Source organism: Desulfomonilia bacterium (genome assembly GCA_036567785.1).
Classification (GTDB): domain Bacteria; phylum Desulfobacterota; class Desulfomonilia; order UBA1062; family UBA1062; genus DATCTV01.
In genome coordinates, this window is the sequence record DATCTV010000037.1 from 85,257 (window position 1) to 111,277 (window position 26,021).

Genomic DNA, 26,021 nt, shown 5'->3' on the forward strand with positions numbered 1-26,021 from the left:
GCTGAGCGGCGGGAATTTTGAGGCGGCACAATGGGGCTTTCGCGGTCCTCATCGATGCCTCTTCCGGAATCTCTCAGGGTTGGATGTCAAAGATTTAAAGCTTCAGCTCAAAAAACTTTTCAAGGAGATATGAATATGGATATCAGCGGAAAAGATGAAACAGTCATCGAGACAAAGCATTCCAGACGGAAATTCCTCGCCCTTGCCGGGAAAGTGATGGCATTCTTTGCGGCACTGCCTGTTCTGAACATTGCAGGCGGCAAAGCCAGGGCCTCGGGTGTGCCCGCCGTTGAGCCGCAAACAGCCGTTTCCGTGAAAAGCGGGAATTATACGCTCCTTAAAAACGGTTTTATTGTGGACGGAACGGGCAGGAAGGGTTTTCAGGGGAACCTGCTTATTGCTGATGACAAAATAGTGAAAATATCGGAGCAGGAAATCAATGCCGAAGGCAAGGTCGTCGACTGCACGGGATTGACCGTGATGCCGGGCATTATCGACGCGCATTCCCATATGGACTGGTATCTGCCGATCAAAGGCCATGATGAGCTCAAGCTTCCGTTCACGGCCCAGGGGATCACCACTTTTATGGCCGGACAGTGCGGCTTCGCAATTGCCGGGTACCGCAAAAGCTCTCCTTTCATGGGCAAGATAGGGAACAGCCTGTTCCCGATGGAACTCATCCATATCCAGTGGGACACCATGCAGGATTATTTTGATTATTTGAAGAAGAACGGAATGACCCACAACATGATGAGCCTTGTGGGGCATGGCACAACAAGGACTTCAATACGCGGATTTGACGCCTCGCCGATGAGTAATGACGAAATGAAGGAAATGCTGGGTCTGCTTGAAAACGCCATGGACCAGGGTGCTTCCGGCGTCTCATTCGGCCTGCAGTATGAGCCGGGAATCTTTGCTCATGGCGACGAACTGCGTGCAATCGCCAGACTCGTCAAAAAGAAGGACAAGCTGATGACGGTTCATCTGAGGGCATACTCGGCTCTGGCTCCGGGATATCCCATGAGCACGCCGAAAATCCTTCTGGATTACATGATGCCTTTTGACGGGTATGAACCGCACAATCTCATAGCCATAGACGAACTGCTCGATGTTGCGCGGGAGACGGGTGTCCGCCTGCAGATCTCACACCTGATATTTGTGGGGGAGAGGACATTCAAGACATGCGATGAGGCGCTCAGCCGTATTGACAAGGCGATAAAGGAAGGGGTGGACGTCAAGTTCGACACCTACTCGTATCATTGCGGCCAGTCTATACTCGGTTCCATTTTCCCTGCATGGTTCCTGGCGCAGGCGCCAGCCGCCTATACCGATACAAAAATGCTTAAAAGGCTCAGGAGCGAATTCGGGCTGGCTCAGCGTTTCCTGGGTTTTGGTGTAAATGACATCCAGATTACCTATGCAAATAATCCGGAGTTGAACGAGTTCAACGGAATGTTCCTCTCGGAGATAGCGAAGAAAAGAGGGGTGGACTGGTTTGATGCAACCATGGATATAGCCAAGAAAACCAATGTATCCGCTGCGGTGCTCAATCACAGGTATTCCAATCTGACGGTTGTCGAGTCCCTGATGAGGCATCCGGCCTCATTGTTCATGACCGATGCCCTGCCTGAAGAGCACGGTGTTCAGAATCCTGCTGCCTACGGGAATTTCCCGCGGTTCTTCCAGCTGGCGAGAGAGAAAAAGATAATATCTCTTGAAGAGGCTGTCTGCAAGATGACCGGTGCTACCGCACAACGCTACAGTATAAAGGACAGAGGGTTCCTGAAAGAAGGGCTGGCGGCTGATATCACGGTTATCGACTTCAAAAACATAAGGGACAACAATACGGTTACGGAAACCAGCAATAAACCCACCGGAGTGGAGGCTGTATTCATCAACGGCATGCAGGTGGCTGATAAAGGTAAAGCCGACGGTTCGATCATGGCAGGTAAAGTTCTGGTATAACAGCTTTATAGAAAAGGTTTTGCAGGGTTACACGATGGAAGACAATCTTAAGGCTTGAGTGATATACCTGCAATGGAAGCCGCCTGCGCGGCCGACGGCGCGGTTTTGGTACCGCCTATGCCTTCGAGCGTGCAGGCCGCGACCGTTGAGGCGAACCGGGCGGTTTTCTCAAGTTCCCACCCTTTGAGCACTCCATAGATGAAACCGGCATCGAACGCATCTCCGGCGCCTATCGAATCCTGAAAACTCGCTGGCTTTATCGCAGGCACATTCAAGACCTTATTCGCCGTCGCTATCAATGAGCCCTCAGCGCCCTTTTTTACGACTACAAGCTCTGGTCCCCGGGCAAGCAGGTCACTCGCTGCAGCTTCGATTGAGTCAAGCCCGGTTATACTGAGTGCTTCGACGTCGTCTGTGAAAAGGATATCCACATAATCAAGCAGGTTGTCGAAGTGCTTTATCCAGGGCAGTTCGGCCTGTGTCATCGGGAACTGGGTATCAAGTGCCGTTTTGAGCCCGAACTGTCTTGCCTTTCTGAAAAGCTCTACTGTAGGTGTTCCCCACATCTGAGGGTAGTGCAGATATCCCGCACATAGCAGCATGCGGGAATGCCTGAGCAGGTTTTCCTGCGCCCCGGTAAGCCGGGCAGGCCACGGCGCATGGGTGGAAAGCCTGCCCGTGAGGGGGCGCTTCCTGTCTCCGAAGAGAAGAATATATATGCCTATGCCGCTTTTCCCGCCTGTGATGACATCCACATGGCTGACATCGGCGCCCGCTTTTGTAAGGCTTTTCAATATCCATTCGCCGAAAAAATCATCCGCCACGCATGAAATGACCCCAACTTTAAGACCGAGCTTTGCCATGTCGGAAGCGCAGTATCCCATCGAACCTGCGGGTGTAAGCTCGACCTCGGAAATATCGACCCATCTGGTAAGGGCCTCAATGTCGTGAGGTGCATTGCCCGAAATGATCATGTCCAGGTTCAGCGTTCCTACGGCTGCGACATCATATTTCATATGGCCTCCCCTTCGCATTCAAACGCTACCGTCGTCGGCTGCGTCGGAATGCTCCTCGACATACGTCAAAGTATGCCTGCGTCGCTTCCTCCTTGCCTCCTTGGTATCATTTTGAATGCAAAGAGGAAGTAGAATGTCTTGTCTGTCCACAGCTGTTAAAGCATCAATGAGACCCCGGCGGGAACAGCTGCATCCAGACCCGCGCGTGTTTGGGAATGTTCGAGCGCTGGCAATCGGGATTGATATCTCCTAATTCCACGGCGCAGTAATAAGGCAGCAGCTGGATGACAAAGGTCGAAACAACCGCGAAGATGTGCTCATCGACATCCGGCAGGCGCAACACATAGTCCATCATCGGCGCGATGTCGTTGTCGTTTTCCGAAACGATTCCGATCGCGGGAGTCTTGAGCCCGAGAGTCGCCTGCGCAATCTGCTTTAGCCAGGGGTACGATGGTCCCTCAGGGGCGATGATGGCTGTCACGATGCGTTCATCCGTAAGGCCGAGTGCTCCGTGAATGTGACGGTCAGGGCACATTCCCTTGCATGGGATGTGGGCCATTTCGTCGAACTTGAGCGCGAGTTCCTCGGCGGTCGCCAGGTTCGGCCCGCCGCCGACTGAAATGAAGCATCGCGCGTTCCTGTACCTTTTTGCGATGGTCCGGCACCTGGCATCGAGGTCCTTCTTGTTGGCGTCAAGCCAGTCCGGCATTTCATAAAGCTGTTTGCGGAGCTTGTCGTAGTTCACTCTGCCGGGTGTGACACGTCTGCCCAGTTCGAGCGCAAGCAGGACGCCTGCCGCAAACCTTGTCGCATAATGAAAGGTATCGGAACCCCCGGTGTCGAACCCGCCCTGACATATGATTGCGTCCTCGGTGATCTTCGTAAGCGGGCTGTGCGGAACGCTTGTCACGGCGACAAGGTATGCGCCTCCGTCTGCCGCTTTTTTTGCTGCGGCATTCGCGTCGAACGTCCGGCCGCTGCCGGAGAACACAAGGAACGCCGATTTCTTAAGGTTCCAGTTACGCCGGCTTGTGATGAATTCGCCGCTGTCCGCCTGGTCTGCGTCGAAATCTGCGAATGCCCCGAATGCGGCCGCCGCGCCCATGCACACGAACTGCGACGTGCCGAGGCCGGTGCCGATTATGCGTGTTAGCTTCCTTTTGGCGATCTTTTCCGCAACGACGGCCACCTGGTCAGGAATGGTATCGAGCGTGTCGCGCAGCGCCTGGGGGATGCTCAATATATCCCGGTAAAGATTGAACGGATGCTCTGTTCTGGGCTCGGATCCTAGCGCAATGTACATCGTGGGATATTCACCGGTCCCCTCGATTGTCCTTTCGCCTCCGCCTTCGAGCCAGTCCCATCGCTTCCTTGGTTCTACTCCTTCGGACTTTTTCTTTTTCGCCATTACCCACGCTCCTTTTACTTTATTATAGTAAAATCTATTCTAATTCCGCTTTGCATTTTGACGAAGGTAGCGCTTGAATGCGAAGTGGAATTACCATGCTTGACCACTGCTCCCGAACAGCCGCATCTTCTTTCTTACTGCTTCCTTCATATTGTCTATGCCTGGTTTGAATATTTTCCGGATGTCTATGGCATCCGTATTTTCAGCTAGATACTCCCTCACTCCTGCAGTGAAGCTTTTCTGGAGTTCAGCACCGATATTGATTTTCCTGATACCGCGGCGGATGACCTCCTTAAAGATATCGTCAGGCACGCCGGATGCCCCATGAAGCACAAGGGGGACTTTAACGGCTGACGCAATGGCGGATATGCGCTCGAGATCAATTTTAGCGGTCTGCTTCCTCATTCCGTGAACCGTGCCCACGGCTACCGCAAGAGAGTCCACCATGCTTTCTTCGGCGAATCTTGCTGCATCATCCGGGTCAGTGAGGATTTCCTCGTCACGAACCTCAGCAGGGCCTGCATCTTTACCGCCGACATGGCCGATCTCTCCCTCAACGCTCACACCTTCGGACCTTGCCACGGCCACGACCCGCCTCATCTGTGCCGCGTTTTCCGCAAGCGGAAGCTTCGAGCAATCATACATTACCGATGTAAAACCGCCCATTATGGCCATTACCACGCTTTCAAACGTTTCGCCGTGGTCGAAATGTACGGATACAGGAACAGGAGAGGCATCCGCCATCCCAGTCAGGGCCTTGCTGAAGAGAGGCCAACCGGCATATCTCACAGCGCTTTCGGTTACCGCAACTATGACAGGCGCCTTCTCCTCGACGGCCGTCTCCAGGACTGCGCGGATCTGCTCTATATTGTTCACGTTGAATGCCCCTACCGCATAGCCGTGAGAGGCGGCGTGATTTAAAAGATCGCTGTTGTTTTTGAGCGACATTACCGCTTTTCCTTTAAGAGCGACATCACCTGCTTCAGTGATGGTATGCCTGCCCGCGCGCCGATTGCTCCGCAGGAAAGAAAAGCCGCCGCGTTGGCAAATTCGGCGCATTTTACAGGTGGCCAGCCTTTTAATAATCCGAAAATGTATCCTCCGTGGAAGACGTCGCCTGCACCGGTGGTGTCGACAACGAAGCCTTTGCGGCTTATCCCATGCACGCGGAACTTGCCCCCGGCAGTTGCACCGATGCAGCCCTTTTCACCGAGGGTGATAAGGGCCACTTTCGGGCCGCGCTCAAGGATCTTCCATACTGCATCTTCGGGCGTCGCCTTTTCGCCGAAGAACTTCTTGACGAATGTATGGGAAGCGATGAAGTGATCCGTGTGCGTGAAGAGTTCATCCATATGCTCTCGCGGTCTGCCCAGGTCTATAACCGTTTCGCCACCGCGCTCGCGCACGAGCTTCATCGCTTTGAGCGCAACATGGGCCTCGTTGCCGTCCACGTGCAGAAACCTGCACAGCGGAAAATTCTTTTTGTAAGCAACGCTGGCGGGCAGCGGTATAACACGTTCGCGGCCAAGCACCATCGTTCGGGTTCCCTTTGACAGGTCGATCCACACGAACGCCTTTTTCGTCTCGGTTTTCCTGGTCAGAATCATATGCGATGTGTCCACCCCGTAACTCGCCATCTCTTTCGTGATAAAGCGGCCTTCGTCATCGTCGCCTGCAATGCCTATCATCGCAACATCACGTTTCCATTTTCCCAGTGCAACCAGAGCCGTCACAACCGGCGCGCCGCCTTGGTGGATGTATTTCTTCGCAACCGTCTTGTCGTCTATTGCCGGAAACTTGTCGAGCAGGCACTGATAATCGACGACACAGAATCCCAGGCCTACGCAATCATAAACGCGCCTGCAATCGGGAGAAGCTTCTTTTTTCACTTCATTGATCTCCTGAAAGATATTTCCCGTTTAAGCCCGTGCGCCTTGCATGACTTCGGTGATTATATTAAGCCGCATCGGGATAAGCTGACTAAACAAAAAGAGGGAGTTGTATGTCAAGAAGAATAACAGCAGGATATAATGCAGATGTCAGTATGATCAATAAAATAGTTACTTGTAATTTCTTAAACATCCCGTCGCAAAATATCTTTACAGCCGGCCATTTACTCATTATTTATACACATATACGCATTTTATTATTTTACCTGCTATTAATTCGGGTTGAGAATACAACATCCTTTAAAGGAGGCGTTTATGCCTGAATCGTCGAACAAGGTTATGACCGCCAAGGAAGCAGTAAACAGGTTTGTTCATGACGGCGATCATCTGGTCATCGGCAACTACACGGTCGGAACATGTGCTGCGCTGGTTTTCGAAATCATAAGGCAGCAGAAAAAGGGATTCACGCTCTATTCCCAGTCAGGTGTCTTTGACGTCGAGGTGCTTGTCGGAGGGGGATGTGTGGACAGGCTCGTCACCACATACGTCTACAGGGCCGGAGGAAAAGAGGGCGGTTCCGCCGTAGAACGTGCACTTCGCGACGGCTCGCTTGAAATGGAGGACTACACGAACTTCCAGTACAATGCGAGGCTGGTCGCCGGAATGCACGGATTCAGCTTCATGCAGGTGCTTGAAGGTCCCATGGTTACGGATTTATTCAGCAAGCGCTCTTTCATGGCCGACGACAAGTACAGGATCATCAAATGCCCTTATACAGGGAAAGATATCCTCACGGTGCCTGCAGCAAACCCCGATGTATGCATAGTGCACGTGCAGAGGGCCGACAAGTTCGGGAACGCGCAGTACTGGGGTGCGCTCGGAAGTGTTGCCGCTGCTGCGCTTTCGAGCAAGAGGATAATAGTCTCCTGCGAGGAGATAGTGGAGCACGACATCATCCAGTCGAGTCCGCAGCTCACGATAATCCCGGCCTACAGGGTTGACGCCGTGGTCGAGGCCCCCTGGGGAGCGCATCCGACCGAGGTCCTGGGATACTACAACCTGGACAAGATGGCATATGCCATGTTCTTCATGTCCGATATGACGGGTGACGGTCTGAAGGCCTGGATGGACGAATGGGTATACGGCTGTGCGAACCGTCAGGCGTACATAGACCACTACATCGGAAAGTACGGCTCCGGGCTGCTGGATGCGATCAAGGCCAAGCCGTATTACTCGGCGCCGGCAAATTACGGTTCGGCGTACATCTCATCATGGGAAGACAACGGCAGGGAAAGAACCATGGGTGTTACCATCGAGGAAATGGAAAAGATAATGGAAGAAAGGGGACTGTTGTATGGCTAAGAGATATTCGCTTGACGAACTTCTGATTATAACGGTTGCAAGGGAGATCAAGGACGGTGACCGCGTCATACTGGGAGTGGGACTTCCGACTACGGCCGGGGCCATGGCCAAGGCCCTGCATGCGCCCAATGCGACCTTGATGATGGAATCCGGCATAATAGACATCGAACCGTGCGTACCGCCGAATCATATAGCGGATGCAAACTCGTGCAGGGGCTTTTCCTACGCAACGGACCTGTTCTCGATGTTCACTATGACGTACAGGGGTTTCATCGATGTCTGCTTCCTGGGAGTGGCACAGATCGACCGCTTCGGCAATATCAACACGACGGTGATCGGCGATTACTTCAAGCCCAAGATGCGTCTGCCCGGTTCCGGAGGAGCCTCTGACTTCATGTCATACGCCAGGCACACGATCCTTACCATGCGCGGCGGAGAATTTGTAGAGAAGCTGGACTACTTCACATCGCCGGGATATCTTGAAGGCGGCAACAGCAGAGACGACAGCGGCCTTTTTCCCAAAGGTTCCGGCCCCTCGATGCTCCTTACGACAAAGGGCGTCTTCAGGTTCGACGATACAACGAAAGAGCTCTATCTTTCAAAGCTTCATCCCGGTGTGACCGTGGACATGGTTAAGAAAGACGTGCCCTGGGATCTCAAGATAGCGGCCGATCTTTCGGTGACGGAAAGACCTACGGATGCGGAGATCGATTTCGTCAGACGCTTTGCACCGACCGAAGCCGTGGGCAGGAAGCTTATGTACGAACTCGGAATATCGAACGCGCTCAACAAGGCGGCAGCGAGGCAGAACAACTGAGGAAAAGCTAACGAAGATTCACGGCACATGGCTTGTGCCGGCGTGCAGAGTTAACGACTGAACAGATATGTTTCGGTGCGTTGATGATGATATGTTCAATAAACGATTTATTCATAATTTCATCAACGCTCCGGATCATCTCCGGACTAAAGCTTGTGAAATCAGACATGACTTCCTTGAAATCACAGGGGTTCATCACTAATATCCTTAATAAAGATTACATAATTGGAGATGATTATGGACGCCAACCGACTCACCGAAAAATCACAGGAAGCTTTTGCCGAGGCACAGAATATCGCCGTAAAGTTCGGCCATGTGGAAATCGATGTCGAGCACATGCTTCTGGCCCTCATAACACAACAGGACGGACTTGTTCCAAGGCTGTTCGTGAAAATGGATGTTCCTCTGGAGCCGTTCAAGGCAGAGGTCGAGAAGGACCTGAACAAGAGGCCCAAAGTCTCTGGTCCGGGGGCTGAAGCGGGCAAGGTCTACATCACTCAGCGGCTGAACAGGCTTCTTGTGAAGGCCGAGGAGGAGGCCAAGAGACTGAAGGACGAATATGTCTCGGTCGAGCACATCCTCCTTGCAATGCTTGATGAAGGCAAGTCTCATCCTGCCGGGAAAATGCTTTCACAGTTCAATATAACGAAGGAAAGGGTTCTGGCCGCACTCACGGCCATACGCGGAAACCAGCGCGTTACGAGCCAGAATCCGGAAGCAGCTTATGAGGCGCTTGAAAAATACGGGGTTGACTTGGTCAAGCAGGCAAGCCTGGGCAAACTCGACCCGGTCATAGGACGTGATGCAGAGATCAGGCGCGTCATCAGGATCCTCTCACGCAAGACAAAGAACAACCCGGTTCTCATAGGCGAACCGGGCGTAGGAAAGACCGCCATAATAGAGGGCCTTGCCCAGCGCATAGTGAAGGGCGATGTGCCGGAGGGACTGAAGGACAAAACTGTCTTTGCGCTCGATCTGGGATCGCTCGTTGCAGGTGCGAAATTCAGGGGCGAATTCGAGGAGAGGCTGAAGGCCGTCCTTTCAGAGATAAAGTCAAGCGAAGGCAGGATATTGTTATTCATAGACGAGCTGCACAACATCGTTGGCGCGGGCCGCGCAGAGGGCTCGATGGATGCGGGCAATATGCTCAAGCCCATGCTTGCGAGAGGCGAACTCCACTGCATCGGCGCTACCACGCTCGACGAGTACAGGAAGCACATAGAAAAGGATGCCGCACTCGAGCGCCGCTTCCAGCCCGTTATGGTAGACCCTCCGACTGTGGAGGATACGGTATCGATTTTAAGGGGCCTGAAGGAGCGCTTCGAAGTCCATCATGGTGTGAAGATTCAGGACGGTGCGCTCGTCTCTGCCGCTGTCCTTTCCAACCGTTACATATCCGACCGCTTTCTCCCTGACAAGGCAATAGACCTTGTTGACGAAGCCTGCGCCATGATACGCACCGAGATCGACTCCATGCCCGCCGAACTCGATGAGGTGACACGCAAGGTAATGCAGCTTGAGATAGAAGAGGCGGCGCTCAAGAAGGAGACCGACAAGGCGAGCCATGCGAGACTGGCCGAACTCAGGAAAGAGCTGGCAGACCTGAAGGATCAGACCGCGACGATGAAGGCCAAATGGGAAGAGGAGAAAAAATCTATCCAGTCACTGCGCGGGATAAGGGAAGAGATCGAGCAGACGAGGCTCGAAATCGAAAAGGCCGAGCGCGACTATGACCTCAACAAGGCCGCCGAACTCAAGCACGGAAAACTGCCGCAGCTCATGCAGAGGCTTCATGAAGCAGAGGAAAAGAACAATGCGACCATGCTGAGTGAAAGTGTCAGCGAGGATATCATCGCCGAGATCGTTTCCAAATGGACAGGCATACCGGTGACACGGCTTGTCGAGGGTGAACGCGAAAAGCTGTTGAGGCTCGATTCCATCCTGCACGAGCGCGTGATCGGCCAGGACGAGGCCGTGCAGGCGGTTGCGGACGCTGTCATAAGGGCGCGCGCAGGCATCAAGGACCCGAAGAGGCCGATCGGTTCATTCATATTCCTTGGCCCAACAGGCGTGGGAAAGACCGAACTGGCGAAAACGCTAGCAAACGCGCTTTTCGATACCGAAGAAAATATGGTCCGCATAGACATGAGCGAGTACATGGAAAAATACGCGGTCTCCAGGCTCATAGGTTCGCCCCCGGGCTATGTCGGTTATGAAGAGGGCGGCCAGCTGACGGAGGCGGTGCGCAGAAAGCCATATTCGGTAGTGCTCTTCGACGAGATTGAAAAGGCTCACCCGGACGTTTTCAACGTGCTGCTGCAGATACTGGACGACGGCAGGCTGACGGATTCGCACGGCAGGACAGTCGATTTCAAGAACACGGTCATAATCATGACAAGCAATATAGGCTCACAGGACCTGATCGAGGGGCTCGACAAAAACGGCGAGCTTACTGAAAAGGCGCGGAACGCCGTCATGAACGAACTCAAGCGAAGCTTCAGGCCGGAGTTCCTGAACCGGGTGGACGACACCGTGCTGTTCAAGTCGCTGACGCTCGCTGAGATAGAAAAGATTGTCGTGCTGTTGACCGGCGATCTGAAGAAGCGGCTCGAAGACAGGGACATTGCGCTTGATCTGACCAAGCCTGCCTTGGAGTTCATAGCCAAGGAAGGCTTCGATCCCGTCTATGGCGCAAGGCCTTTAAAGCGCTTCATTCAGCGAGAACTCGAGACAAGGATAGGCCGCTCAATAATAGCGGGCGACGTGATCCCCGGAGGCACCATCCATGTTGATGTAAAAGCGGGCGAGCTTGCATTCAGGATAGACAATCCGTCATAAACAATTCGCCACAGGCACGAACTGTTTCGTTTCCTCGTTCCAAAGCTCCGGCTTTGGAATGAACTGAATTTATGAAGTCCTTGCATCGATTGATTTTATGCATATGTTAGATTAGTTAATGTAGTAATTATTGTTAAAGCTGCAGTTTAAATTTATTGCTATTACCAAGTCGGGATTTTATGATGGGTTAAAAAATGAATCACAAAAATGACAAATTTTTAGAAGAATTAGAAGAAGCAATTAAGAAATGGGAAGAATCCATCAAATGGATTGCAATGGGGTGGGATTGTATTGAGGAGTACACACATGATCTGAGTTTTCGCGAAGGCCTTGATGAAACAATATTGGAATTGCCATTGAACAATACAATTCCGGATCCATTGCTTCTAAGAATCACTGCGGCCGATAATCTGTTTCGCGAGGTTACTGTTGCCTCACGTTTATGCGTCTGGCATTGTGATCCACAGTATAGATATTATTCGGATGATCAGATTGAGCTAACATTTAAACATTATGATGAGAAGACTTACTGGTACTACTATCGCTGGCAACCCGATTGTCCATACGCATGGAAGGAAAACGACGGGATAAGTTTTCAACGAAATGGATATGGTCTTGATTTTGAAAAAATGACTGTATCTGAGCTTAAAGATGCTGTCAGACGCAATGTGGCACAAATGGAAGAAGAATTAAAAAAGCTGAAATGCCGAATTAAGAGGTGAACTATATGAGATATGCCTGTATGACTCTGGCGGTTTTAGTCAGTATGTTCATGTTTGCCGGATGTGGCGGCCACGGAAAAAAACCGGATATAAAGGATGTGTACCCGCTCATCGAGGAATATCTCACGGCCCGGAAGGCGAAAACCTGCAGCGGCGACGTCACCATCGACAGCCTGAGGGTGAACAGGGTGGGCGATTTTTCAAAAGAGTTAGGCGGCTGGCCGGTATATTCCGATTTTGAGGTGAAATGCCATTCGGAAACCATCACCACCACATGGAAGGGCACCGACGACGGGAAGACTATAACCGCCCTTGTCCGTCAGACCTCCCCCGGAAAATACGAATGTTTTATCCCCGAGATGTTCCAGCAGGCTCAGGACATGCTGAACAATATGGATTTAAACAAAAGGCCCTGATGCTGGAGAATATATTCTAACAATCAGCAGTTGCCCGCTTTCCGGGTTTTTCTCATAAATGCCTTCAACCGTCATGCTCGCTGCGCTTTTTGTGCTTGACTTTGCGCGGCAGTTTCCCCTTTTCCGATTCAATGGCCCCGGCCTTACGGAAATGGGCACCCACGGCCAGCAGATTGCGAGCTTTGGTTTTTTTTATTTTCACAGGCATGACGGCCAATATTGTTCAATAATTTTTTGCAGTCAAGACCTGCATGAATTTATGAACTCCCTGATCCTCTCCCGGTATTCTCCTGCATGCGGGGATGATATGGAGCCGATATGGGATACCCCTTCCATGAGCATCAGCTCTTTCGGCGGTGCCGCGACTTCGAACATCTTTTCCGAATGCGAGAAAGGCACGACCTCATCGGCTGTGCCGTGTATGAAGAGTTTGGGAACACTGCTCAAGGGGAGCGTTTCAAGAGATGATATATCGGGCACATCGCATGCGTACATGGGGTAGCCTTCCATGAAAAGCGCGCGGAATGAATGAAGTGCGCAATCGAATATGGCGCCTTTGAGCGCAGGAATCTGAGGCAGGACCCGGCCCAGAGTAAAGCCTCCCATCGACTGACCGAACCCGAAAACGTCCTTCCCGAATACAAGCGGGTTTGAGAAGATGTGGCCGAACACGTTGAGCGCGTCCTCCTGAATACCCGCAAGGCTCGGTTCCCCGGGCGACCTCCCGTATCCCCTGTAATCAAAGGTCAAAAGGTTCAGACCCATTTCAAGGAAAAAGAGCGAGCCCAGCACATGAGAGGTCATATTCTCGGCGTTGCCGTGAAGATGCACGACGGTTGCCGGGGCGCCTGATGGTTTCCCTGGGTGAATAAGCCAGCAGTGGATGATTTCATCGATAAAGAACTCGTCGGTCTTCAATCCGTCCTGTGACGGGTGGTAATACGGGAAAGGATCGGGATAAAAGCAGTTGCGTTCTGTAATGGTCATAATGCCATATTACAGCCTTTTACGGCCTGTCTGCAAGGCGTAAAGCTGTCTTGTCTTGACTGGAAATTATAATGACGGCCAATGTGGGATATTATGAGATGCTCCTTGATGATTCGATCAGATTTGCAGACAAGGCGAAAAAAGCTGGTGTTGATGTAAAACTGGAACTTATGGAAGGGATGTTCCACTGCCCTGAGCTCTTTGCCTTGAAACTGCCGCAGGGACAGAATGCTGTTAAGAACGCCTGGCATTTCATCAGTCAATCAATTCATCGGATAAAGTAGATCGCAGTACTTCTTTCCGGGTTATATGAAGCTGATATCCTGTGTTGCTGCCGTGATTACATAGCAGCGGTCGTTATTTGAGTCTGCATCTGCCGGAACTACGAAAAATCCTGAACGCTCCGGGTGGTATCCTACTGTAGTTCCAACAAGTACTTCGCCATCCTTGAACACCACCTTAATCCTGCGGCCTACCGGAGGGTGCTTGGGGTCGAACTCGTTCTGTTTGACGTGCTGAGGATTTCCTGTGAGGTCTTTGACGAAGAACACTGCTTTCATGTTCCTGATATTTATTTCTACAGGTTTTGTTCCGGCCGGCGCATTCGCAACACTCACGTGGAAGACATCCTTCCCCGGAAAGAAGTCGGTGGTAACACCCTTTATCAGATTACCGTCAATCAGCCTTACTACCACTTTGTTCATTGGAACCTTCCCTTTAAGATAGTTCTAGAACGGTTTTATGCTCAAATTTATAAAATAATATATAACGTATCGGCATTATTATAATTAATCATTAGCGTTTTCATTACACAAATAAGACAGGTTTCGTTGTCAGAGAAATATCTTTATGAAAATTGATTATTGGCGATAACGGCCGGGTAGTCTTCAGCGTTCAAACTCAAGCCGCCTTCTCAGGAGTTCCCTCTGCCGCTTGAATATGTAATGTACGATATCCTCTTTTGTTTCGGGATCCATATGCAGGAACCGGGCCACGATGGAGTGCTGTTCCCTGCCTTCCACGGCAAGTGTTTTTACCCTTATAACCTCTGAAACCACCCTGATATACAAAAGCGGCGACATGGGAAGAGCCATATGAAGCTCTATGATATCCATTACATCCAGAGGGGTCTGTGAAATAAACCTTATACCTGCCGCGCTAATGTTAACCTCTTTCGGGGTGGACCGGATCAGATTCTTGAATTCATCCGTGAGAAACATATAAATAAGGAGGTCGAGTTTTCTGTTCAGTTCCCAGACCTCCTGATTTGTCTGAGCATCATGGCTGTACGGAGCATCGTCCGAGCCGGTCATTCCGTATCTGCCCTTGATGAATGAATTTATTATGAGCTTTTCCGAATGGATTCTTGTCATGGCGGATGATATCAAGTCCTCGCTTTCATGGACATGTCCCAACAGTGTCGCCTTATAGAATATCTTGTCATTGATTCTGACGTCTTCACGTCGTTCATCGGGAGGTTTCGCCTGGGTCTCAATGCTCAATCTTATGCCGGCCTTTGTCGATTCGATAACCTTTGCAAGAACCGAATCCCTGCCGTCAGAGACCTTGATCAGCTTTTCAGGCTCAATGTTGACGGGAGTACCCGGTTTGAATATGAATATATCTTCACCGATAATGCTGGTTATAATGCCTTCGATACTCTGGCCTGTAGCCGTATGCGCCGACAGCGGCATCCTGATATCCAACAGCTTGTCAATATTCATACTATTTTTTTATCGGCATGTGAGCCTTCAGATATTAACAAATTATTTCAAAACATTGTTTTTTTCCCCTTATTATGCAAGGTATAGGTCTTGTAATAGCGGTATTGTTGCGCTATTAAGAAGTTTTAAGGAGAAAATTGCCATGAAAGAGAAGTTTGACGAGACCGACTGGAAGATTATCGGACTGCTTGCCGCTGATGGAAGAACGACGGCAAAGACCATGTCAAAAAATCTGGGGCTTGCCGAAGCGACAATAAGAAACCGGCTTACAAAGCTTGCCAGGTCAAATCAGGTTAGAGTAGCAGGTCTTATCAATCCGGACTCATTCGAGGACAAGGTAGTTGCGCTTATTGCCCTTGAAGTGAAGGAAGTGGCAAACCTAGATTCAATCGGGCAGCATATTTCCGAACTCCCTAGTGTACAGAATGTGATTATAGCCTCGGGACGCTATGACCTTATCGTCGAGGTTCTTGTTGATTCGAACAAGGGGATTATCAAGTTTCTGGAAGACGAGCTTGCCAGGATAAAAGGTGTCGGAAAAACCGAGACATTCCTGATTCTGAAAAGCTTCAACAAGTGGATTATCCCGGTTTAAAACAGATAAATACTGCATGGAAAGGTGCATTCATGAATAAGGAATTTATCGGAATCCGCTGGCATGGCAGAGGCGGGCAGGGAGCTATCACTGCGGCAAAGATCGTTGCCGGAGCCGCCTTTGCTTCAGGTTATTCGGGCGTCGTAATGGCTCCCACATTCGGTACCGAGCGCAGAGGCGCCCCTGTACTTACATCTCTTAAAATATCCAGGGAAAAGATTTATGACCTGTCTCCCATCGAGACACCTGATATAGTGGTCGTTCTTGACCATCTCCTGCTTAACGAGGCGGATGTGACGAGCGGCCTCAAAGAAGGAGGAATAATCGTTCTGAACACTCCAAAGCACCTGGATGCATACTCATTCAAGGGCTTCAAGCTTGCGGTTGCGGACATCACGGCCATTTCGGTCGAGGCGGGCCTTCCGCACGGCATGGTAAACACGGGGATAATCGGTTCTCTTGAAAAAGCGACATCCCTTCTGGGTCTGGATATACTTATTAAAGGTATCGAAGAGGAATTCAGCACAAGAAAACCTCAGAAAAACTCGCTGGCTGCCAAACTGGCCTATGAGAGAACGGTTGTGGGAGGCTGAGAATGGGGACCAGGAATTACAGAAGAAAGACTTCTCACAGTGAAAGCGGACCCGGAGACGGGGGAAGGACAGGCTCGTGGAGGGTAACAAGACCTGTATTGAACAGAAGCCTTTGTATCCCATGCAAAAGGAATGCAGAGGCGTGTTTTATATGCTGGCTTTTTTGCCCGGATGTTGTGATTGCAAGGACCATCCCGCCAGCCATCGACCTCGAATACTGCAAGGGTTGTGGGATCTGCGCCGAGGAATGTCCTACAAAGGCTATAACAATGGTGGATGAGTCGGAATTTGCCGACGAAAATGACAAGGGGTAGACGCCATGCATATTATTGAAAACGGAAATGTTGCTGCAGCACTCGGCGTCAGGCTCTGCGGGGTAAATGTGATTGCCGCATATCCGATAACACCTCAGACGCCGGTAACGGAGAAACTCTCGGAATGGGTTGAAGCGGGCGAAATGAAGGCCGAATATATTCCGGTCGAAAGCGAGCATTCGGCGCTGTCCGTCTGCATTGCCGCAACCTCGGCAGGTGCAAGATCATTTACGGCGACAAGCTCCAACGGTCTTCTATATATGCATGAACAGGTGCAATGGGCATCCGGTGCAAGGCTTCCCATCGTCATGTGTGTTGTAAACCGTGCAGTGGGGGCACCTTGGAACGTCTGGAACGACCAGCAGGACTCGATATCACAGCGTGATACCGGGTGGATGCAGATGTACGCAAGTGACCATCAGCAGATAATCGATACGGTAATAAAGGCATATTACCTGGCTGAGAAGACGAGCATTCCTATCATGGTATGTTATGACGGATATATACTATCGCATACATACATGCCCTTTGAAGTGCCTGATGCGGATAAGGTCAAAGCGTTCCTCCCGCCGTTCAAGCCGGACTATGCGCTTGACCCGAATGATCCGGCCAACCTCAACACTGTCACGCTCCCGGATGTCAGGATGGATGTCAGGGGCGAACTTGCGCACGGATACATGGAGATAAGATATCTGCTTCAGGAAGAACTGAGGGGGGCTCTGGCCGTAGCGGCAGAGACGGAAAAACGGTTTGACGAGATATTCGGCAGGGGAGGCGATCCTTACATAGAGCCTTATCTCTGCGATGATGCAGAGTATGTGGCCGTAGGGCTTGGTTCCGTAACATATCAGCTCAGGGTGGCTGTTGACGCCTTAAGGGCTGAGGGCATAAAGGTCGGCGTCATGGGAATTAAATTCTACAGGCCATTCCCCGACGAGGCCATAGCAAAGGCATTGAAGGGCAGAAAAGGCGTCATCGTCTATGAAAAGGCGCTCAGCTACGGCTATGAAGGCGCTCTTGCTTCGGATCTGAAATCCGCTCTTTATGACAGCCTTGCCGGGACAGGCTCAATGCCATATGTCCAGAATTTTGTTCTCGGCATAGGCGGACGCGATATAAAGACCCATGATCTTACAGAAACGCTGAGGGCTGCTACGAAAGGCAGAGTTGCCAAAGAGCCGGTATGGATCGGGCTCAAGCTATAGGAGAATTCACATGCAGGCTAAGACAACAATACTGAATTTACCGACGGAAGAATTTGTACAGCCCGGAACAAGGGCTTGTACAGGCTGCGGTCTTGCAATCGCGTACAGGATAGGACTCAAGGCCCTTGGCAAAGACACGATTCTGGTGGTGCCGCCGAGCTGCCTGACCGTGCTTCAGGGACTCTTTCCTGTAGCCTCGACAAAGCTCCCCTGTCTTAATGTGACATTCGCTTCAACAGCGGCGGCCGCATCTGGAGTACTGGCAACGCTCAGGGCATTGGGTAAAGATAATGTGAGAGTTGCCGGCTGGGCCGGTGATGGAGGTACAAGCGACATTGGGCTTCAGGCTCTTTCCGGTGCAGCAGAGAGAGGAGAGAAATTCATATATTTCTGTTATGACAACGAGGGATATATGAATACGGGCGTGCAGCGCTCGGGTACCACGCCGATAGGTGCTGTTACCGCCAATACGCCGCTGAAGGGAAAGCTACAGAACAAAAAGGACGTTCCGGCAATCATGGCCGCCCACAATCTAAGCTATGTGGCCGCATGTTCCGCTGCCTATCCTCTGGACCTTTATGACAAGATTAAAAAATGCATCGACATGCCTGGAACCAAATATTTTCATATACATATACCATGTCCTCCCGGATGGGGGTTCGACCCCAGATACGGGATTAAAATAGGCAGACTGGCTGTAGAAACAGGCTATTACGACCTTTATGAGGTGGTAAATGGAGAGTTCAAGCTCACCGCCGCTTCCGAAAAGCTTGTGGAAAAACGTAAACTCACACCAGTCAGGGACTATTTCAGGGCGCAGTCAAGGTTCAAGACGCTTACCGAACAACAGATATCAGATATACAGCAGGCAATCGATGCCAAATGGTCCGGGTATTATAAAAAGGATGAGGAATGAAAAAGCCCGCCGGATGGCGGGCTTTTTTTATAATTCAATGCAGTCTTACATCGGTGATGCATCAAATATTTTCAGCAGATGGCTGATTTCAGCGTTACCATATTGAGATTGCCGCCAGACATGATCATGACCACTTTCTTGCCGGCAAGCCTGTCCTTTATCTTGACTGCCGCCATGATGGATGCGGCTCCGGCCCCTTCGGCCAGGTTGTGCGTTGTATCAAGAGCAAGTTTGATGCCTTCCAGGATCTCTTCTTCGCTCAGGAGTATTACATCGCTGATTGTGTCCTTGAGTATTATGTAAGGCAGGTTGAAGACGCTCCTTGCCGCAAGCCCGTCCGCAACCGTGTGCGCATCATCCAGAATAACGATCTCGCCTTTTTTCCAGGAGCTGTAGAACGAAGGGGCGTTTCGCGCCTCAACGCCGATGATCTCTATTCCAGGCTTGAAGGCTCGCGCCGTTTTAATCAGAGATGCACAGCCTGCTCCGCCCCCTATCGGGCAGATGATCGTATCGACATCGGGCAGGTCTTCGAGTATTTCGAGCCCCATCGTGGCAAGACCGTTCAATATTTCAGGTTCGTTGCCCTGCTGGACATAATAGTAGCCTGCACTGTCCACGAGTTCTTCACAGTAGGTCTGGGCATCGTAGAAATCTTCGCCGTGTACTATAAGTTCTGCACCATAGCTTTCGATTGTCCGGTTTATTTCAGGGTTGTTGTTTTCAGGAACGACGACAGTACAGGGCACATGGGAAAACTGACCTGCCCATGCCATGGCCAAACCGTGATTGCCCCTTGTCGCTACTAGGATGCCGTTCTCAAGCTCTTCCTTTGACATGTGATGATAGAAATTAAGGGCGCCCCTTATCTTGAACGACCCGGTCGGGTTATGGTTTTCATGCTTTATGTATGCATCGCAGCCTATCAACCTTGAAAGTTCTGAATAGCAGATGAGGTTTGTCCTGTTCAGATATCTGTAAATTACGGACCTGGCCATCAACGCCCTTGTCAGGTTCACCTGTTCACTCAGCGCTTCGTATTTTTTTATCATTCAGTCCTCCCTCCCTGATAATGAATTAAAGTCTGTAGCCTGTCTGTCTGGATTTGCCCTTTAAAAGGTTTATTGCAAAACCCAGTACCAAACCTAATATAATAAATCCTCCTCCGATGAGAGTAAATTTAATCCTTTCGGAGAGCTTCAGTTCACGGTTCTCCTTCAACAGTTCTTCAAGCTGTCCGGCCTTCAGTTTTTCAGCTTCGGCAAGCTTGTTGTATGACTGCTCGAGATTCAGATAATCGCTGGATGCCTCTTTCAACTTATTGAAGGCGTTCTTTGATTTCTGTATTTCGAGGGCGGAATTGCTCAACTTGTATTTGAGTTCGCGGTTTTCTTTTTCAAGCGCCTTGTTCGATTCCTGAAACATCCTTACGGAATCGTTCTGGGAGGCAATCTTTGCATTGAGCTGCTCGATAATAAGGCTCCTGGGCGATTCGTTTGTCAGGTATGATAAAGATGCCCAGCCCTCAACGCCCTTCGGGGTAACCACTTTCACCCAGTTTCCTGACTGGTCCCTTACCTCCAGGTAGTCATCGGAACTGGCATAACCAGCGGCAGGGGAAGAGTCGGCCGGGGATTTCTTCAATGCAAGGGTTACGCGCTCCTTCACGTAATAGCCTCTTGCTTCGAGCATGCCGCAGGGTATCACGAAAAGGACCGCCGCAACCAATATCAGGATTATGAATTCTCTCATTATCGTTTCAGTTCCTTGATTATTTCTTCAAGTTTAGCCCTTGTGTCGTTCTCAAGATTATCAAGACGCTCTTTCGTATCCGCCTCGAACCTTAAAACGATTACAGGCTGAGTGTTTGAAGGCCTTGCCAGTCCCCATCCTCTTTTGTCCTCAAAACGCACACCGTCGATATCTATGCATGAAGGATATTTATCCTTTGCATAACACGTAAATTCTTCAACCGCCTTAAATTTTATTTCATCAGGGCAGTGGAAGCGGATTTCAGGGGTGTTATGCATCTTTGGAAGGTCATCGAATACAGCCTGCGGGGCGGGTGCTTTCGAAAGGACTTCGACAAGCCTGGCTGCAGCATAGATGCCATCATCGAAACCATACCACCTGTCTTTGAAGAATATATGTCCGCTCATCTCTCCTGCAAGTGCGGCGTTTTCTTCTTTCAGCCGGGCCTTCATCAGGGAATGTCCCACCTTGCCCATAACAGGGACTCCTTTTGAGGCCTTGATTCTTTCAAACAGAACTTTTGAGCACTTCACCTCTCCGATGATCTTTTCGCCGGGTTTCTCCTCAAGTATGGCATCGGCGAGGACGGCTGTTATCATGTCCCCGTAGACGACTTTTCCTGAGGCGTCCACTACGCCTATACGGTCGGCGTCGCCGTCAAGTCCTATGCCTATGTCTGCGCCGGTTTCGAGTACCTTATTTCTGAGCATCTCCACTCCCTCGGCTATGGTCGGGTCAGGGTGGTGGTTCGGGAAGTTGCCGTCGGGCTCAAGGCATATGCCCGTTACATCCATGCCGAGCCGCTCAAGGACCGCCAGGGCAGGTCTTCCCCCTGCCCCGTTGCCGGGGTCGAGGACTATTTTGAGTTTATTAGGGCAGGTCCTGATGCGTGAAACAATGTCTTCTATATATTCAGGGATAAGGTCATAAGAGGATGCAACACCTTCCCCTTTTACCCTGGTCCCCTTTTCCATATATGTCTTGATCTTCTGGATTTCACTGCCGTAGATTGTTGTTTTTCCCAGTGCTATCTTGAATCCGTTGTTGTCGGGCGGGTTATGCGATCCGGTAATCGCAACACCGCCTTCAATGTCGAGCCTGAAAAGTGCGAAATACATTACGGGTGTTGGCACAAGGCCGATATCTATAACGTCAATGCCGCTTGCGGTTATGTTTCTGACCATTATCTCTTTGAACCGCGGGGAACTCAGTCGGGCATCCATACCCACCACAACCTTTTTTACGCCGTGATCCGTCCAGTATGCCCCAAGTGCGTTTGCAAGCCCTGATACGAAATAATCATCAAGATCTTTGTCAACGATGCCTCTTATATCGTATTCTCTGAACACCTGTGGATTCATCAAACCTCCGAATTCATTCGCCGTTGTTTTTTTAAATAAATGGGAGATGAGAGTCAATGTCAAATGAAAAGGGTTTTAAAAGTGTCTTATCTTATAGCCTTTAAGCGCATCAGCAAAAAATTTTCGCAGCAAACAGAACTTGACATTGCGGGGGTTTGCATTTCTTATCCCCTCATGAACATTCTGCTCATATATCCGCCTGTAGCCAAACCTTCCGAACCGCCGACAGGCATTGCCAGGCTGGCCGGATTTTTAAATGACAACGGCGTCGGAGTAAAAACAATAGATGCATCCCTTTATGGACTGCTTAACCTTATGAACCCGGAAGGCCTCCCGGATGACATCTGGACATCGAGGTCCTCGAGAAGGCTTCAGAGGAATCTGGCCGTATTGAGAAGGATCGAGACATTTCACGGCACAGGAAGGTACACTCAGGCGGTAACGGAGATAGAAAGGGTGCTTTGGGCTTCGGGTAGAAAGATATCTGCCGGTTCAACCGTAAGCCTTGCAGACTATCACGACAAAAACCTTCTGCCCCTCAGGAGCGCCGATCTTCTTCTTTGTGCAGAACAGCCTGAGAAAAACCCGTTTTTCGGATATTTTTCCCGGCAGGTAATTCCGTTTATCGAAAAGGAATCGCCGGATATTGTGGGCCTGTCCGTCAATTATCTAAGCCAGGCCATATGTGCATTCGCTCTGGCGGGCCTTATCAGAAGACTTTTCCCGGGCATGCGCATAATAATGGGAGGCGGGCTCATCACAGCATGGAAGGGTCTTCCTGACTGGAAAAATCCATTTGAAGGCCTTATCGATGATATGGTCGCAGGAAGCGGCGAGAGGTTTTTCGGTGATGTCTTAAAGCTCAAAAGCATTCGGAATAAGATCGGATATAAATATGAATATGTAAAAGAAGACCTGCCGGAATATCTTTCCCCGGTCTCGATAATACCATTTGCCGCATCATCCGCATGCTGCTGGAACAGGTGCTCTTTCTGCCAGGAAAGGGCTACCTCTACGGAGGGCTTCTCATGCCATGCCGTACCGGCACTCAAGTCCCTTTCGGCAATCACATATGAATATTCCCCGGGCCTCATTCATTTCGTTGACAGCACAGTTCCACCGGTCTTTTTAAAGAAGCTTGCCGTAGATCCTCCGGGTGTACCCTGGTATGGTTTCGCGAGGGTGACCGAGGAACTGGCCGATATGGATTTTTGCAGGGCTTTGAGACTCTCCGGGTGCAGGATGCTGAAGCTGGGCATCGAGTCAGGCGATCAGGACGTACTCGATAGCCTTGATAAGGGCATTGACATCGGGCTTGCGGCAAAGGCGCTTGAGGTCTTGAAAAGTTCGGGTATCGCCACATATATTTATCTCCTGTTCGGGACACCGCAGGAAGACGGCGAATCGGCCCTAAAGACACTCGATTTCGTAAGGGAAAATGCGGCTTCCATAGATTTCATAAACGCTGCAATCTTCAACCTGCCCGCCGCCTGCGCCCATGAGTCCGGTTTAGATCTGCGGGATTTCTATGAAGGCGACTTGAGCCTCTACAGGGATTTTATACACCCTAAAGACTGGGGTAGAAAAAAAGCGAGGATGTTCATTGACAGGGAATTTAAAAGAGACCCTTTTGTGTCTGCAATCCTGAGAAGGACTCCGAAGGTTTTCACATCAAATCATGCGCCGCTCTTTTTCCTTTGATATCGTCCCTCCGGCCGGTTTTCCTTTGCCACATAGAGCCTTTCATCGGCTTTTTTAATAAGGGCTGACGGATCGTTCACGCCGTCGTCGCCTACAGACGAGATGCCGTATGTAAACTGGGCCAGTATCCGGTTTCCCTTGAAATTGAGGCTGTTGTCATTGAAGTATTCCCTGACCCTTTTTATGAATTTCTCCGCCTCGACAACCGAGGTCCCCGGCAATATAAGCACGAATTCGTCGCCTGCGAAGCGCGCTATTATATCACTCTCCCTGGCCATTTCGGACAGGCTTGTTGCAACAAATTTGAGCAGGTCGTCGCCATAGTCATGCCCGTATGTGTCGTTTATTTTTTTAAAGTGGTCGAGGTCGATGAATATGAGCGACATCGGTATCATATACCGCCTGGCCCTTCCGAACTCACGCTTGAGAACGTTTTCCATGGCCCTGCGGTTGAGGAGCCCGGTCAGCGGGTCTTTGAATGCCAGCGTATTCAACTCCTCATGGGCGGCGACATTGGAAAGGCAGATGGAAACTACCATGCCCAACTGCTCTAAAAAGCCCGTGTCGATCCCAGGCTGATAACGCTCGGGTGAGGTATCGGCAAAATTGAGGCTTCCTGCCGGTTTGCCTTCGAATGTTATTGGAACCATGGCAAGGGACCTGAACGGCATGTTCTGGCCGAAGGGCAGGAGGTTTCTGTATATTTCAAGACCGGAATTTGCAAGCCTTGGCTTTTGCGAACCGTCCGTTATCTGAAGAAAGGCCTCGCGGTCTATGAAATTGAGATGCCTTAAAAAATCCTCGGAAGCGATGAAGGTCTTTACAAGCCGCGTCACCCTGCTGGATGTTATAAGCGAAACCCATACATAAGGGACCCTGAATCTTTCCTCGATACCTTTTAAAAGCCTGTCGAAGAAGTCCCTGAAGTTGTGGATGGAGAGTACGCTTGCCTGGAGCTCGAAAAACTGGTGCGCGATTCTTTCATTCTCGTTGAGCCTTTCAATCAGTGCATTCCATTCATTTTCGGTCATGTTCCGCATCGTCTTCTCCTGAGACGCTTTACGGTATTTCCGGTTTATATCTTGAGTGCTCTTCAATGTTGCCGGGGCAGGCTCATCGTGCTATTCTTTTCTAACCTGATAATGGAGGTGAAAAGCATGTTTGATTTCATAATGGATGAAGACCGGATCAGGCTGAGAGACGAAGCGAGGGCATTCACGAAATGGGTTCCGAAGCAGCTGATACTGGATATGGATGCCGAAAAGATTCAATTCCCCCATGAATATCTTCTTGAAGCTGGAAGGAGAAATCTGCTGGGGATAAGGATTGCGAAACAATACGGCGGTCGGGGTCTTTCCTGGGTCGATGACGGGATAGTTGCCGAAGAGATAGGTGTTGCAAGCTATTCTCTGGCCTGTCTGTGGGGCGTTGGCGCCGACATTGTGGCTGAGGCGATATGTGAATACGGCAGCGAAAAGCTTAAACAGGAAATTGTTGTCCCGCTGCTTGCCGGAAAAGTCTATGCAGCCGAGGGTCTTACCGAACCAAGAGGAGGTTCCGACTTCTTCGGTGCGACCACCAAAGCCGTAAAAGACGGAAACGGTTACAGGCTCACAGGCCAGAAGAGATTCATCGTAGGCGGCGAGGGTGCGGATTATTTCCTCATATATGCCAAGACGGACGAGGCTGCTCCTGCGCACAAGTCGCTTACCGCATTCATCGTGCCCAGGACCGAAGGACTCGAGACGAAATACATATACGGTCTTATGGGAGTGCGCGGAGGCGGCGCGGCAAGGCTTGTACTCAAGGATGTCTATGTGCCCGAAGAGAACATACTGGGAGGGCTCAACAACGGCTTCGAGGTTTTTCAGCGCATGATGATCCCTGAGCGTCTCGGCACGGCGTCCATGACAATAGGCAGTGTCCGTCCGGCGGTCGAGATCGCCACGAAATATACCAGCAAAAGAAAGGCCTTCGGGTTCGCCATACAGAACTTCCAGGCGGTCGGCTTCAAGGTGGCCGATGCGGTCATGCTGCTCGATGCGGCACGTTCAATGTGCTACTCGACCTCGCTTGCGATAGATTCCGGCAAAGTGACACCTGGCCGTGCAAGGCGCATGGTATCGCAGTCCAAGAAGTTCGTGACCGAAAGCTGCTGGGAGGCCGTTAACAACGCCATGCAGGTCATGGGCGGCATAGGCTATACCAATGTATATCCGATCGAGAGGATGCTAAGGGACATGAGACTCTCGATGATATGGGTCGGCACGAACGAGATCATGCAGTACATAATTCAGACCGAGTGGTACAAGGAGTACTGGAAATCAGTGTCCAAGGTTGACCAGCGCGATGTGGAGGCTGACGCTTTAAATGCGGATGCAGAAGAGGAAAAAGTCTACGAATAACCTCACGTGTCCGTGTCAGGCCTTGAACCTTGACA

At 50.7% G+C, this 26,021-nt stretch carries 25 protein-coding genes; 14 read left to right on the forward strand and 11 right to left on the reverse strand.

The features are described 5' to 3' along the window. Positions 1-135: 135 nt before the first annotated feature. Positions 136-1,965: an amidohydrolase family protein gene (locus VIS94_11095; GenBank protein HEY9161619.1), complete on the forward strand. Its 1,830-nt coding sequence runs from the start codon at positions 136-138 to the stop codon at positions 1,963-1,965. A 47-nt stretch (positions 1,966-2,012) separates the two neighbouring features. Here VIS94_11095 and VIS94_11100 read toward each other — a convergent pair whose 3' ends face one another. From VIS94_11100 to VIS94_11115, 4 genes are all read right to left on the reverse strand, one after another. Next, the gene (locus VIS94_11100) at positions 2,013-2,981 is read right to left on the reverse strand and encodes a PfkB family carbohydrate kinase (protein HEY9161620.1); all 969 of its coding nucleotides are present in this window, start codon (positions 2,979-2,981) and stop codon (positions 2,013-2,015) included. 163 nt (positions 2,982-3,144) lie between these two features. Next, positions 3,145-4,389 carry an SIS domain-containing protein gene (locus tag VIS94_11105; GenBank protein ID HEY9161621.1) on the reverse strand — a complete coding sequence of 415 codons (1,245 nt, stop codon included), beginning with the start codon at positions 4,387-4,389 and terminating at the stop codon, positions 3,145-3,147. A 90-nt stretch (positions 4,390-4,479) separates the two neighbouring features. Continuing rightward, positions 4,480-5,337, reverse strand: a complete 858-nt coding sequence (locus VIS94_11110; protein HEY9161622.1) for a class II fructose-bisphosphate aldolase — start codon at positions 5,335-5,337, stop codon at positions 4,480-4,482. Next, a complete protein-coding gene (locus VIS94_11115; protein HEY9161623.1) occupies positions 5,337-6,278 on the reverse strand; it encodes a carbohydrate kinase family protein in 942 nt (313 codons plus the stop codon). The genes VIS94_11110 and VIS94_11115 overlap by 1 nt, the downstream gene beginning before the upstream one ends. 315 nt (positions 6,279-6,593) lie before the next feature. Here VIS94_11115 and VIS94_11120 point away from each other — a divergent pair, with 315 nt between their 5' ends. The 5 genes from VIS94_11120 (at position 6,594) to VIS94_11140 (ending at position 12,433) form a co-directional block, all read left to right on the forward strand. After that, complete coding sequence (locus VIS94_11120) at positions 6,594-7,640, forward strand: CoA-transferase (protein HEY9161624.1); 1,047 nt, start codon at positions 6,594-6,596, stop codon at positions 7,638-7,640. Next, entirely contained in the window at positions 7,633-8,457 is an 825-nt protein-coding gene (locus VIS94_11125; protein ID HEY9161625.1) for a CoA-transferase, read from the forward strand. Before VIS94_11120 ends, VIS94_11125 begins: the two co-directional genes overlap by 8 nt. Before the next feature lie 237 nt (positions 8,458-8,694). After that, positions 8,695-11,295 carry an ATP-dependent chaperone ClpB gene (gene clpB, locus VIS94_11130; GenBank protein HEY9161626.1) on the forward strand — a complete coding sequence of 867 codons (2,601 nt, stop codon included), beginning with the start codon at positions 8,695-8,697 and terminating at the stop codon, positions 11,293-11,295. 194 nt (positions 11,296-11,489) lie between these two features. Then, positions 11,490-12,017, forward strand: coding sequence for a hypothetical protein (locus tag VIS94_11135; protein ID HEY9161627.1), 528 nt, complete (start codon positions 11,490-11,492; stop codon positions 12,015-12,017). A gap of 5 nt (positions 12,018-12,022) precedes the next feature. Beyond that, on the forward strand, positions 12,023-12,433 hold the full coding sequence (locus VIS94_11140; protein HEY9161628.1) for a hypothetical protein: 411 nt from the start codon (positions 12,023-12,025) through the stop codon (positions 12,431-12,433). Between the two features lie 240 nt (positions 12,434-12,673). Here the strand turns inward: VIS94_11140 and VIS94_11145 are convergent, their stop codons facing one another. Then, positions 12,674-13,420 carry an alpha/beta hydrolase gene (locus VIS94_11145; GenBank protein HEY9161629.1) on the reverse strand — a complete coding sequence of 249 codons (747 nt, stop codon included), beginning with the start codon at positions 13,418-13,420 and terminating at the stop codon, positions 12,674-12,676. Between the two features lie 71 nt (positions 13,421-13,491). Here VIS94_11145 and VIS94_11150 point away from each other — a divergent pair, with 71 nt between their 5' ends. Beyond that, entirely contained in the window at positions 13,492-13,704 is a 213-nt protein-coding gene (locus tag VIS94_11150) for a hypothetical protein (GenBank protein ID HEY9161630.1), read from the forward strand. Between the two features lie 21 nt (positions 13,705-13,725). Here the strand turns inward: VIS94_11150 and VIS94_11155 are convergent, their stop codons facing one another. Together VIS94_11155 and VIS94_11160 are read right to left on the reverse strand one after the other, a co-directional pair. Next, positions 13,726-14,124, reverse strand: coding sequence for a hypothetical protein (locus tag VIS94_11155; GenBank protein HEY9161631.1), 399 nt, complete (start codon positions 14,122-14,124; stop codon positions 13,726-13,728). Between the two features lie 183 nt (positions 14,125-14,307). Further along, entirely contained in the window at positions 14,308-15,114 is an 807-nt protein-coding gene (locus VIS94_11160) for a PilZ domain-containing protein (GenBank protein HEY9161632.1), read from the reverse strand. 172 nt (positions 15,115-15,286) lie between these two features. Between VIS94_11160 and VIS94_11165 the strand changes: the two genes are divergently transcribed. The 5 genes from VIS94_11165 to VIS94_11185 are packed head-to-tail and all read left to right on the forward strand — an operon-like array spanning position 15,287 to position 18,767. Then, positions 15,287-15,739, forward strand: a complete 453-nt coding sequence (locus VIS94_11165; GenBank protein HEY9161633.1) for an Lrp/AsnC family transcriptional regulator — start codon at positions 15,287-15,289, stop codon at positions 15,737-15,739. A 32-nt stretch (positions 15,740-15,771) separates the two neighbouring features. Then, positions 15,772-16,332, forward strand: coding sequence for a 2-oxoacid:acceptor oxidoreductase family protein (locus tag VIS94_11170; protein HEY9161634.1), 561 nt, complete (start codon positions 15,772-15,774; stop codon positions 16,330-16,332). Between the two features lie 2 nt (positions 16,333-16,334). Next, positions 16,335-16,646 (forward strand): 4Fe-4S binding protein, encoded by a 312-nt coding sequence (locus VIS94_11175; GenBank protein ID HEY9161635.1) that lies wholly within the window; start codon positions 16,335-16,337, stop codon positions 16,644-16,646. Between the two features lie 5 nt (positions 16,647-16,651). After that, positions 16,652-17,851, forward strand: a complete 1,200-nt coding sequence (locus VIS94_11180) for a transketolase C-terminal domain-containing protein (protein HEY9161636.1) — start codon at positions 16,652-16,654, stop codon at positions 17,849-17,851. 10 nt (positions 17,852-17,861) lie between these two features. Further along, the gene (locus tag VIS94_11185) at positions 17,862-18,767 is read left to right on the forward strand and encodes a thiamine pyrophosphate-dependent enzyme (GenBank protein HEY9161637.1); all 906 of its coding nucleotides are present in this window, start codon (positions 17,862-17,864) and stop codon (positions 18,765-18,767) included. A gap of 71 nt (positions 18,768-18,838) precedes the next feature. Here the strand turns inward: VIS94_11185 and VIS94_11190 are convergent, their stop codons facing one another. From VIS94_11190 to VIS94_11200, 3 genes are read right to left on the reverse strand one after another with little or no spacing between them, the layout of a single operon-like run. Next, positions 18,839-19,819 (reverse strand): threonine/serine dehydratase, encoded by a 981-nt coding sequence (locus tag VIS94_11190; protein ID HEY9161638.1) that lies wholly within the window; start codon positions 19,817-19,819, stop codon positions 18,839-18,841. A gap of 25 nt (positions 19,820-19,844) precedes the next feature. Then, positions 19,845-20,519: a TIGR04211 family SH3 domain-containing protein gene (locus VIS94_11195; protein HEY9161639.1), complete on the reverse strand. Its 675-nt coding sequence runs from the start codon at positions 20,517-20,519 to the stop codon at positions 19,845-19,847. After that, positions 20,519-21,880 (reverse strand): phosphomannomutase/phosphoglucomutase, encoded by a 1,362-nt coding sequence (locus VIS94_11200; protein ID HEY9161640.1) that lies wholly within the window; start codon positions 21,878-21,880, stop codon positions 20,519-20,521. Before VIS94_11200 ends, VIS94_11195 begins: the two co-directional genes overlap by 1 nt. 63 nt (positions 21,881-21,943) lie before the next feature. Between VIS94_11200 and VIS94_11205 the strand changes: the two genes are divergently transcribed. Then, positions 21,944-23,581 carry a radical SAM protein gene (locus VIS94_11205; GenBank protein ID HEY9161641.1) on the forward strand — a complete coding sequence of 546 codons (1,638 nt, stop codon included), beginning with the start codon at positions 21,944-21,946 and terminating at the stop codon, positions 23,579-23,581. Here VIS94_11205 and VIS94_11210 read toward each other — a convergent pair. Further along, a complete protein-coding gene (locus VIS94_11210) occupies positions 23,557-24,621 on the reverse strand; it encodes a DUF484 family protein (GenBank protein HEY9161642.1) in 1,065 nt (354 codons plus the stop codon). The two genes, VIS94_11205 and VIS94_11210, sit on opposite strands and share 25 nt — an antisense overlap. 117 nt (positions 24,622-24,738) lie before the next feature. On the opposite strand from VIS94_11210, the gene VIS94_11215 reads away from it, so the two are divergent. After that, the gene (locus tag VIS94_11215; protein HEY9161643.1) at positions 24,739-25,986 is read left to right on the forward strand and encodes an acyl-CoA dehydrogenase family protein; all 1,248 of its coding nucleotides are present in this window, start codon (positions 24,739-24,741) and stop codon (positions 25,984-25,986) included. Positions 25,987-26,021 lie beyond the last annotated feature (35 nt).

Coding starts and splice junctions, on each gene's coding strand:
- VIS94_11205 (HEY9161641.1), top strand. CDS start 21,944: ATGAAAAGGGTTTTAAAAGTGTCTTATCTTATAGCCTTTAAGCGCATC.
- VIS94_11105 (HEY9161621.1), bottom strand. CDS start 4,389: ATGGCGAAAAAGAAAAAGTCCGAAGGAGTAGAACCAAGGAAGCGATGG.
- VIS94_11100 (HEY9161620.1), bottom strand. CDS start 2,981: ATGAAATATGATGTCGCAGCCGTAGGAACGCTGAACCTGGACATGATC.
- VIS94_11145 (HEY9161629.1), bottom strand. CDS start 13,420: ATGACCATTACAGAACGCAACTGCTTTTATCCCGATCCTTTCCCGTAT.
- VIS94_11135 (HEY9161627.1), top strand. CDS start 11,490: ATGAATCACAAAAATGACAAATTTTTAGAAGAATTAGAAGAAGCAATT.
- VIS94_11110 (HEY9161622.1), bottom strand. CDS start 5,337: ATGTCGCTCAAAAACAACAGCGATCTTTTAAATCACGCCGCCTCTCAC.
- VIS94_11170 (HEY9161634.1), top strand. CDS start 15,772: ATGAATAAGGAATTTATCGGAATCCGCTGGCATGGCAGAGGCGGGCAG.
- VIS94_11210 (HEY9161642.1), bottom strand. CDS start 24,621: ATGCGGAACATGACCGAAAATGAATGGAATGCACTGATTGAAAGGCTC.
- VIS94_11180 (HEY9161636.1), top strand. CDS start 16,652: ATGCATATTATTGAAAACGGAAATGTTGCTGCAGCACTCGGCGTCAGG.
- VIS94_11140 (HEY9161628.1), top strand. CDS start 12,023: ATGAGATATGCCTGTATGACTCTGGCGGTTTTAGTCAGTATGTTCATG.
- VIS94_11185 (HEY9161637.1), top strand. CDS start 17,862: ATGCAGGCTAAGACAACAATACTGAATTTACCGACGGAAGAATTTGTA.
- VIS94_11095 (HEY9161619.1), top strand. CDS start 136: ATGGATATCAGCGGAAAAGATGAAACAGTCATCGAGACAAAGCATTCC.
- VIS94_11125 (HEY9161625.1), top strand. CDS start 7,633: ATGGCTAAGAGATATTCGCTTGACGAACTTCTGATTATAACGGTTGCA.
- VIS94_11165 (HEY9161633.1), top strand. CDS start 15,287: ATGAAAGAGAAGTTTGACGAGACCGACTGGAAGATTATCGGACTGCTT.
- VIS94_11190 (HEY9161638.1), bottom strand. CDS start 19,819: ATGATAAAAAAATACGAAGCGCTGAGTGAACAGGTGAACCTGACAAGG.
- VIS94_11150 (HEY9161630.1), top strand. CDS start 13,492: ATGACGGCCAATGTGGGATATTATGAGATGCTCCTTGATGATTCGATC.
- clpB (HEY9161626.1), top strand. CDS start 8,695: ATGGACGCCAACCGACTCACCGAAAAATCACAGGAAGCTTTTGCCGAG.
- VIS94_11155 (HEY9161631.1), bottom strand. CDS start 14,124: ATGAACAAAGTGGTAGTAAGGCTGATTGACGGTAATCTGATAAAGGGT.
- VIS94_11200 (HEY9161640.1), bottom strand. CDS start 21,880: ATGAATCCACAGGTGTTCAGAGAATACGATATAAGAGGCATCGTTGAC.
- VIS94_11175 (HEY9161635.1), top strand. CDS start 16,335: ATGGGGACCAGGAATTACAGAAGAAAGACTTCTCACAGTGAAAGCGGA.
- VIS94_11195 (HEY9161639.1), bottom strand. CDS start 20,519: ATGAGAGAATTCATAATCCTGATATTGGTTGCGGCGGTCCTTTTCGTG.
- VIS94_11215 (HEY9161643.1), top strand. CDS start 24,739: ATGTTTGATTTCATAATGGATGAAGACCGGATCAGGCTGAGAGACGAA.
- VIS94_11160 (HEY9161632.1), bottom strand. CDS start 15,114: ATGCCGCTGTCGGCGCATACGGCTACAGGCCAGAGTATCGAAGGCATT.
- VIS94_11120 (HEY9161624.1), top strand. CDS start 6,594: ATGCCTGAATCGTCGAACAAGGTTATGACCGCCAAGGAAGCAGTAAAC.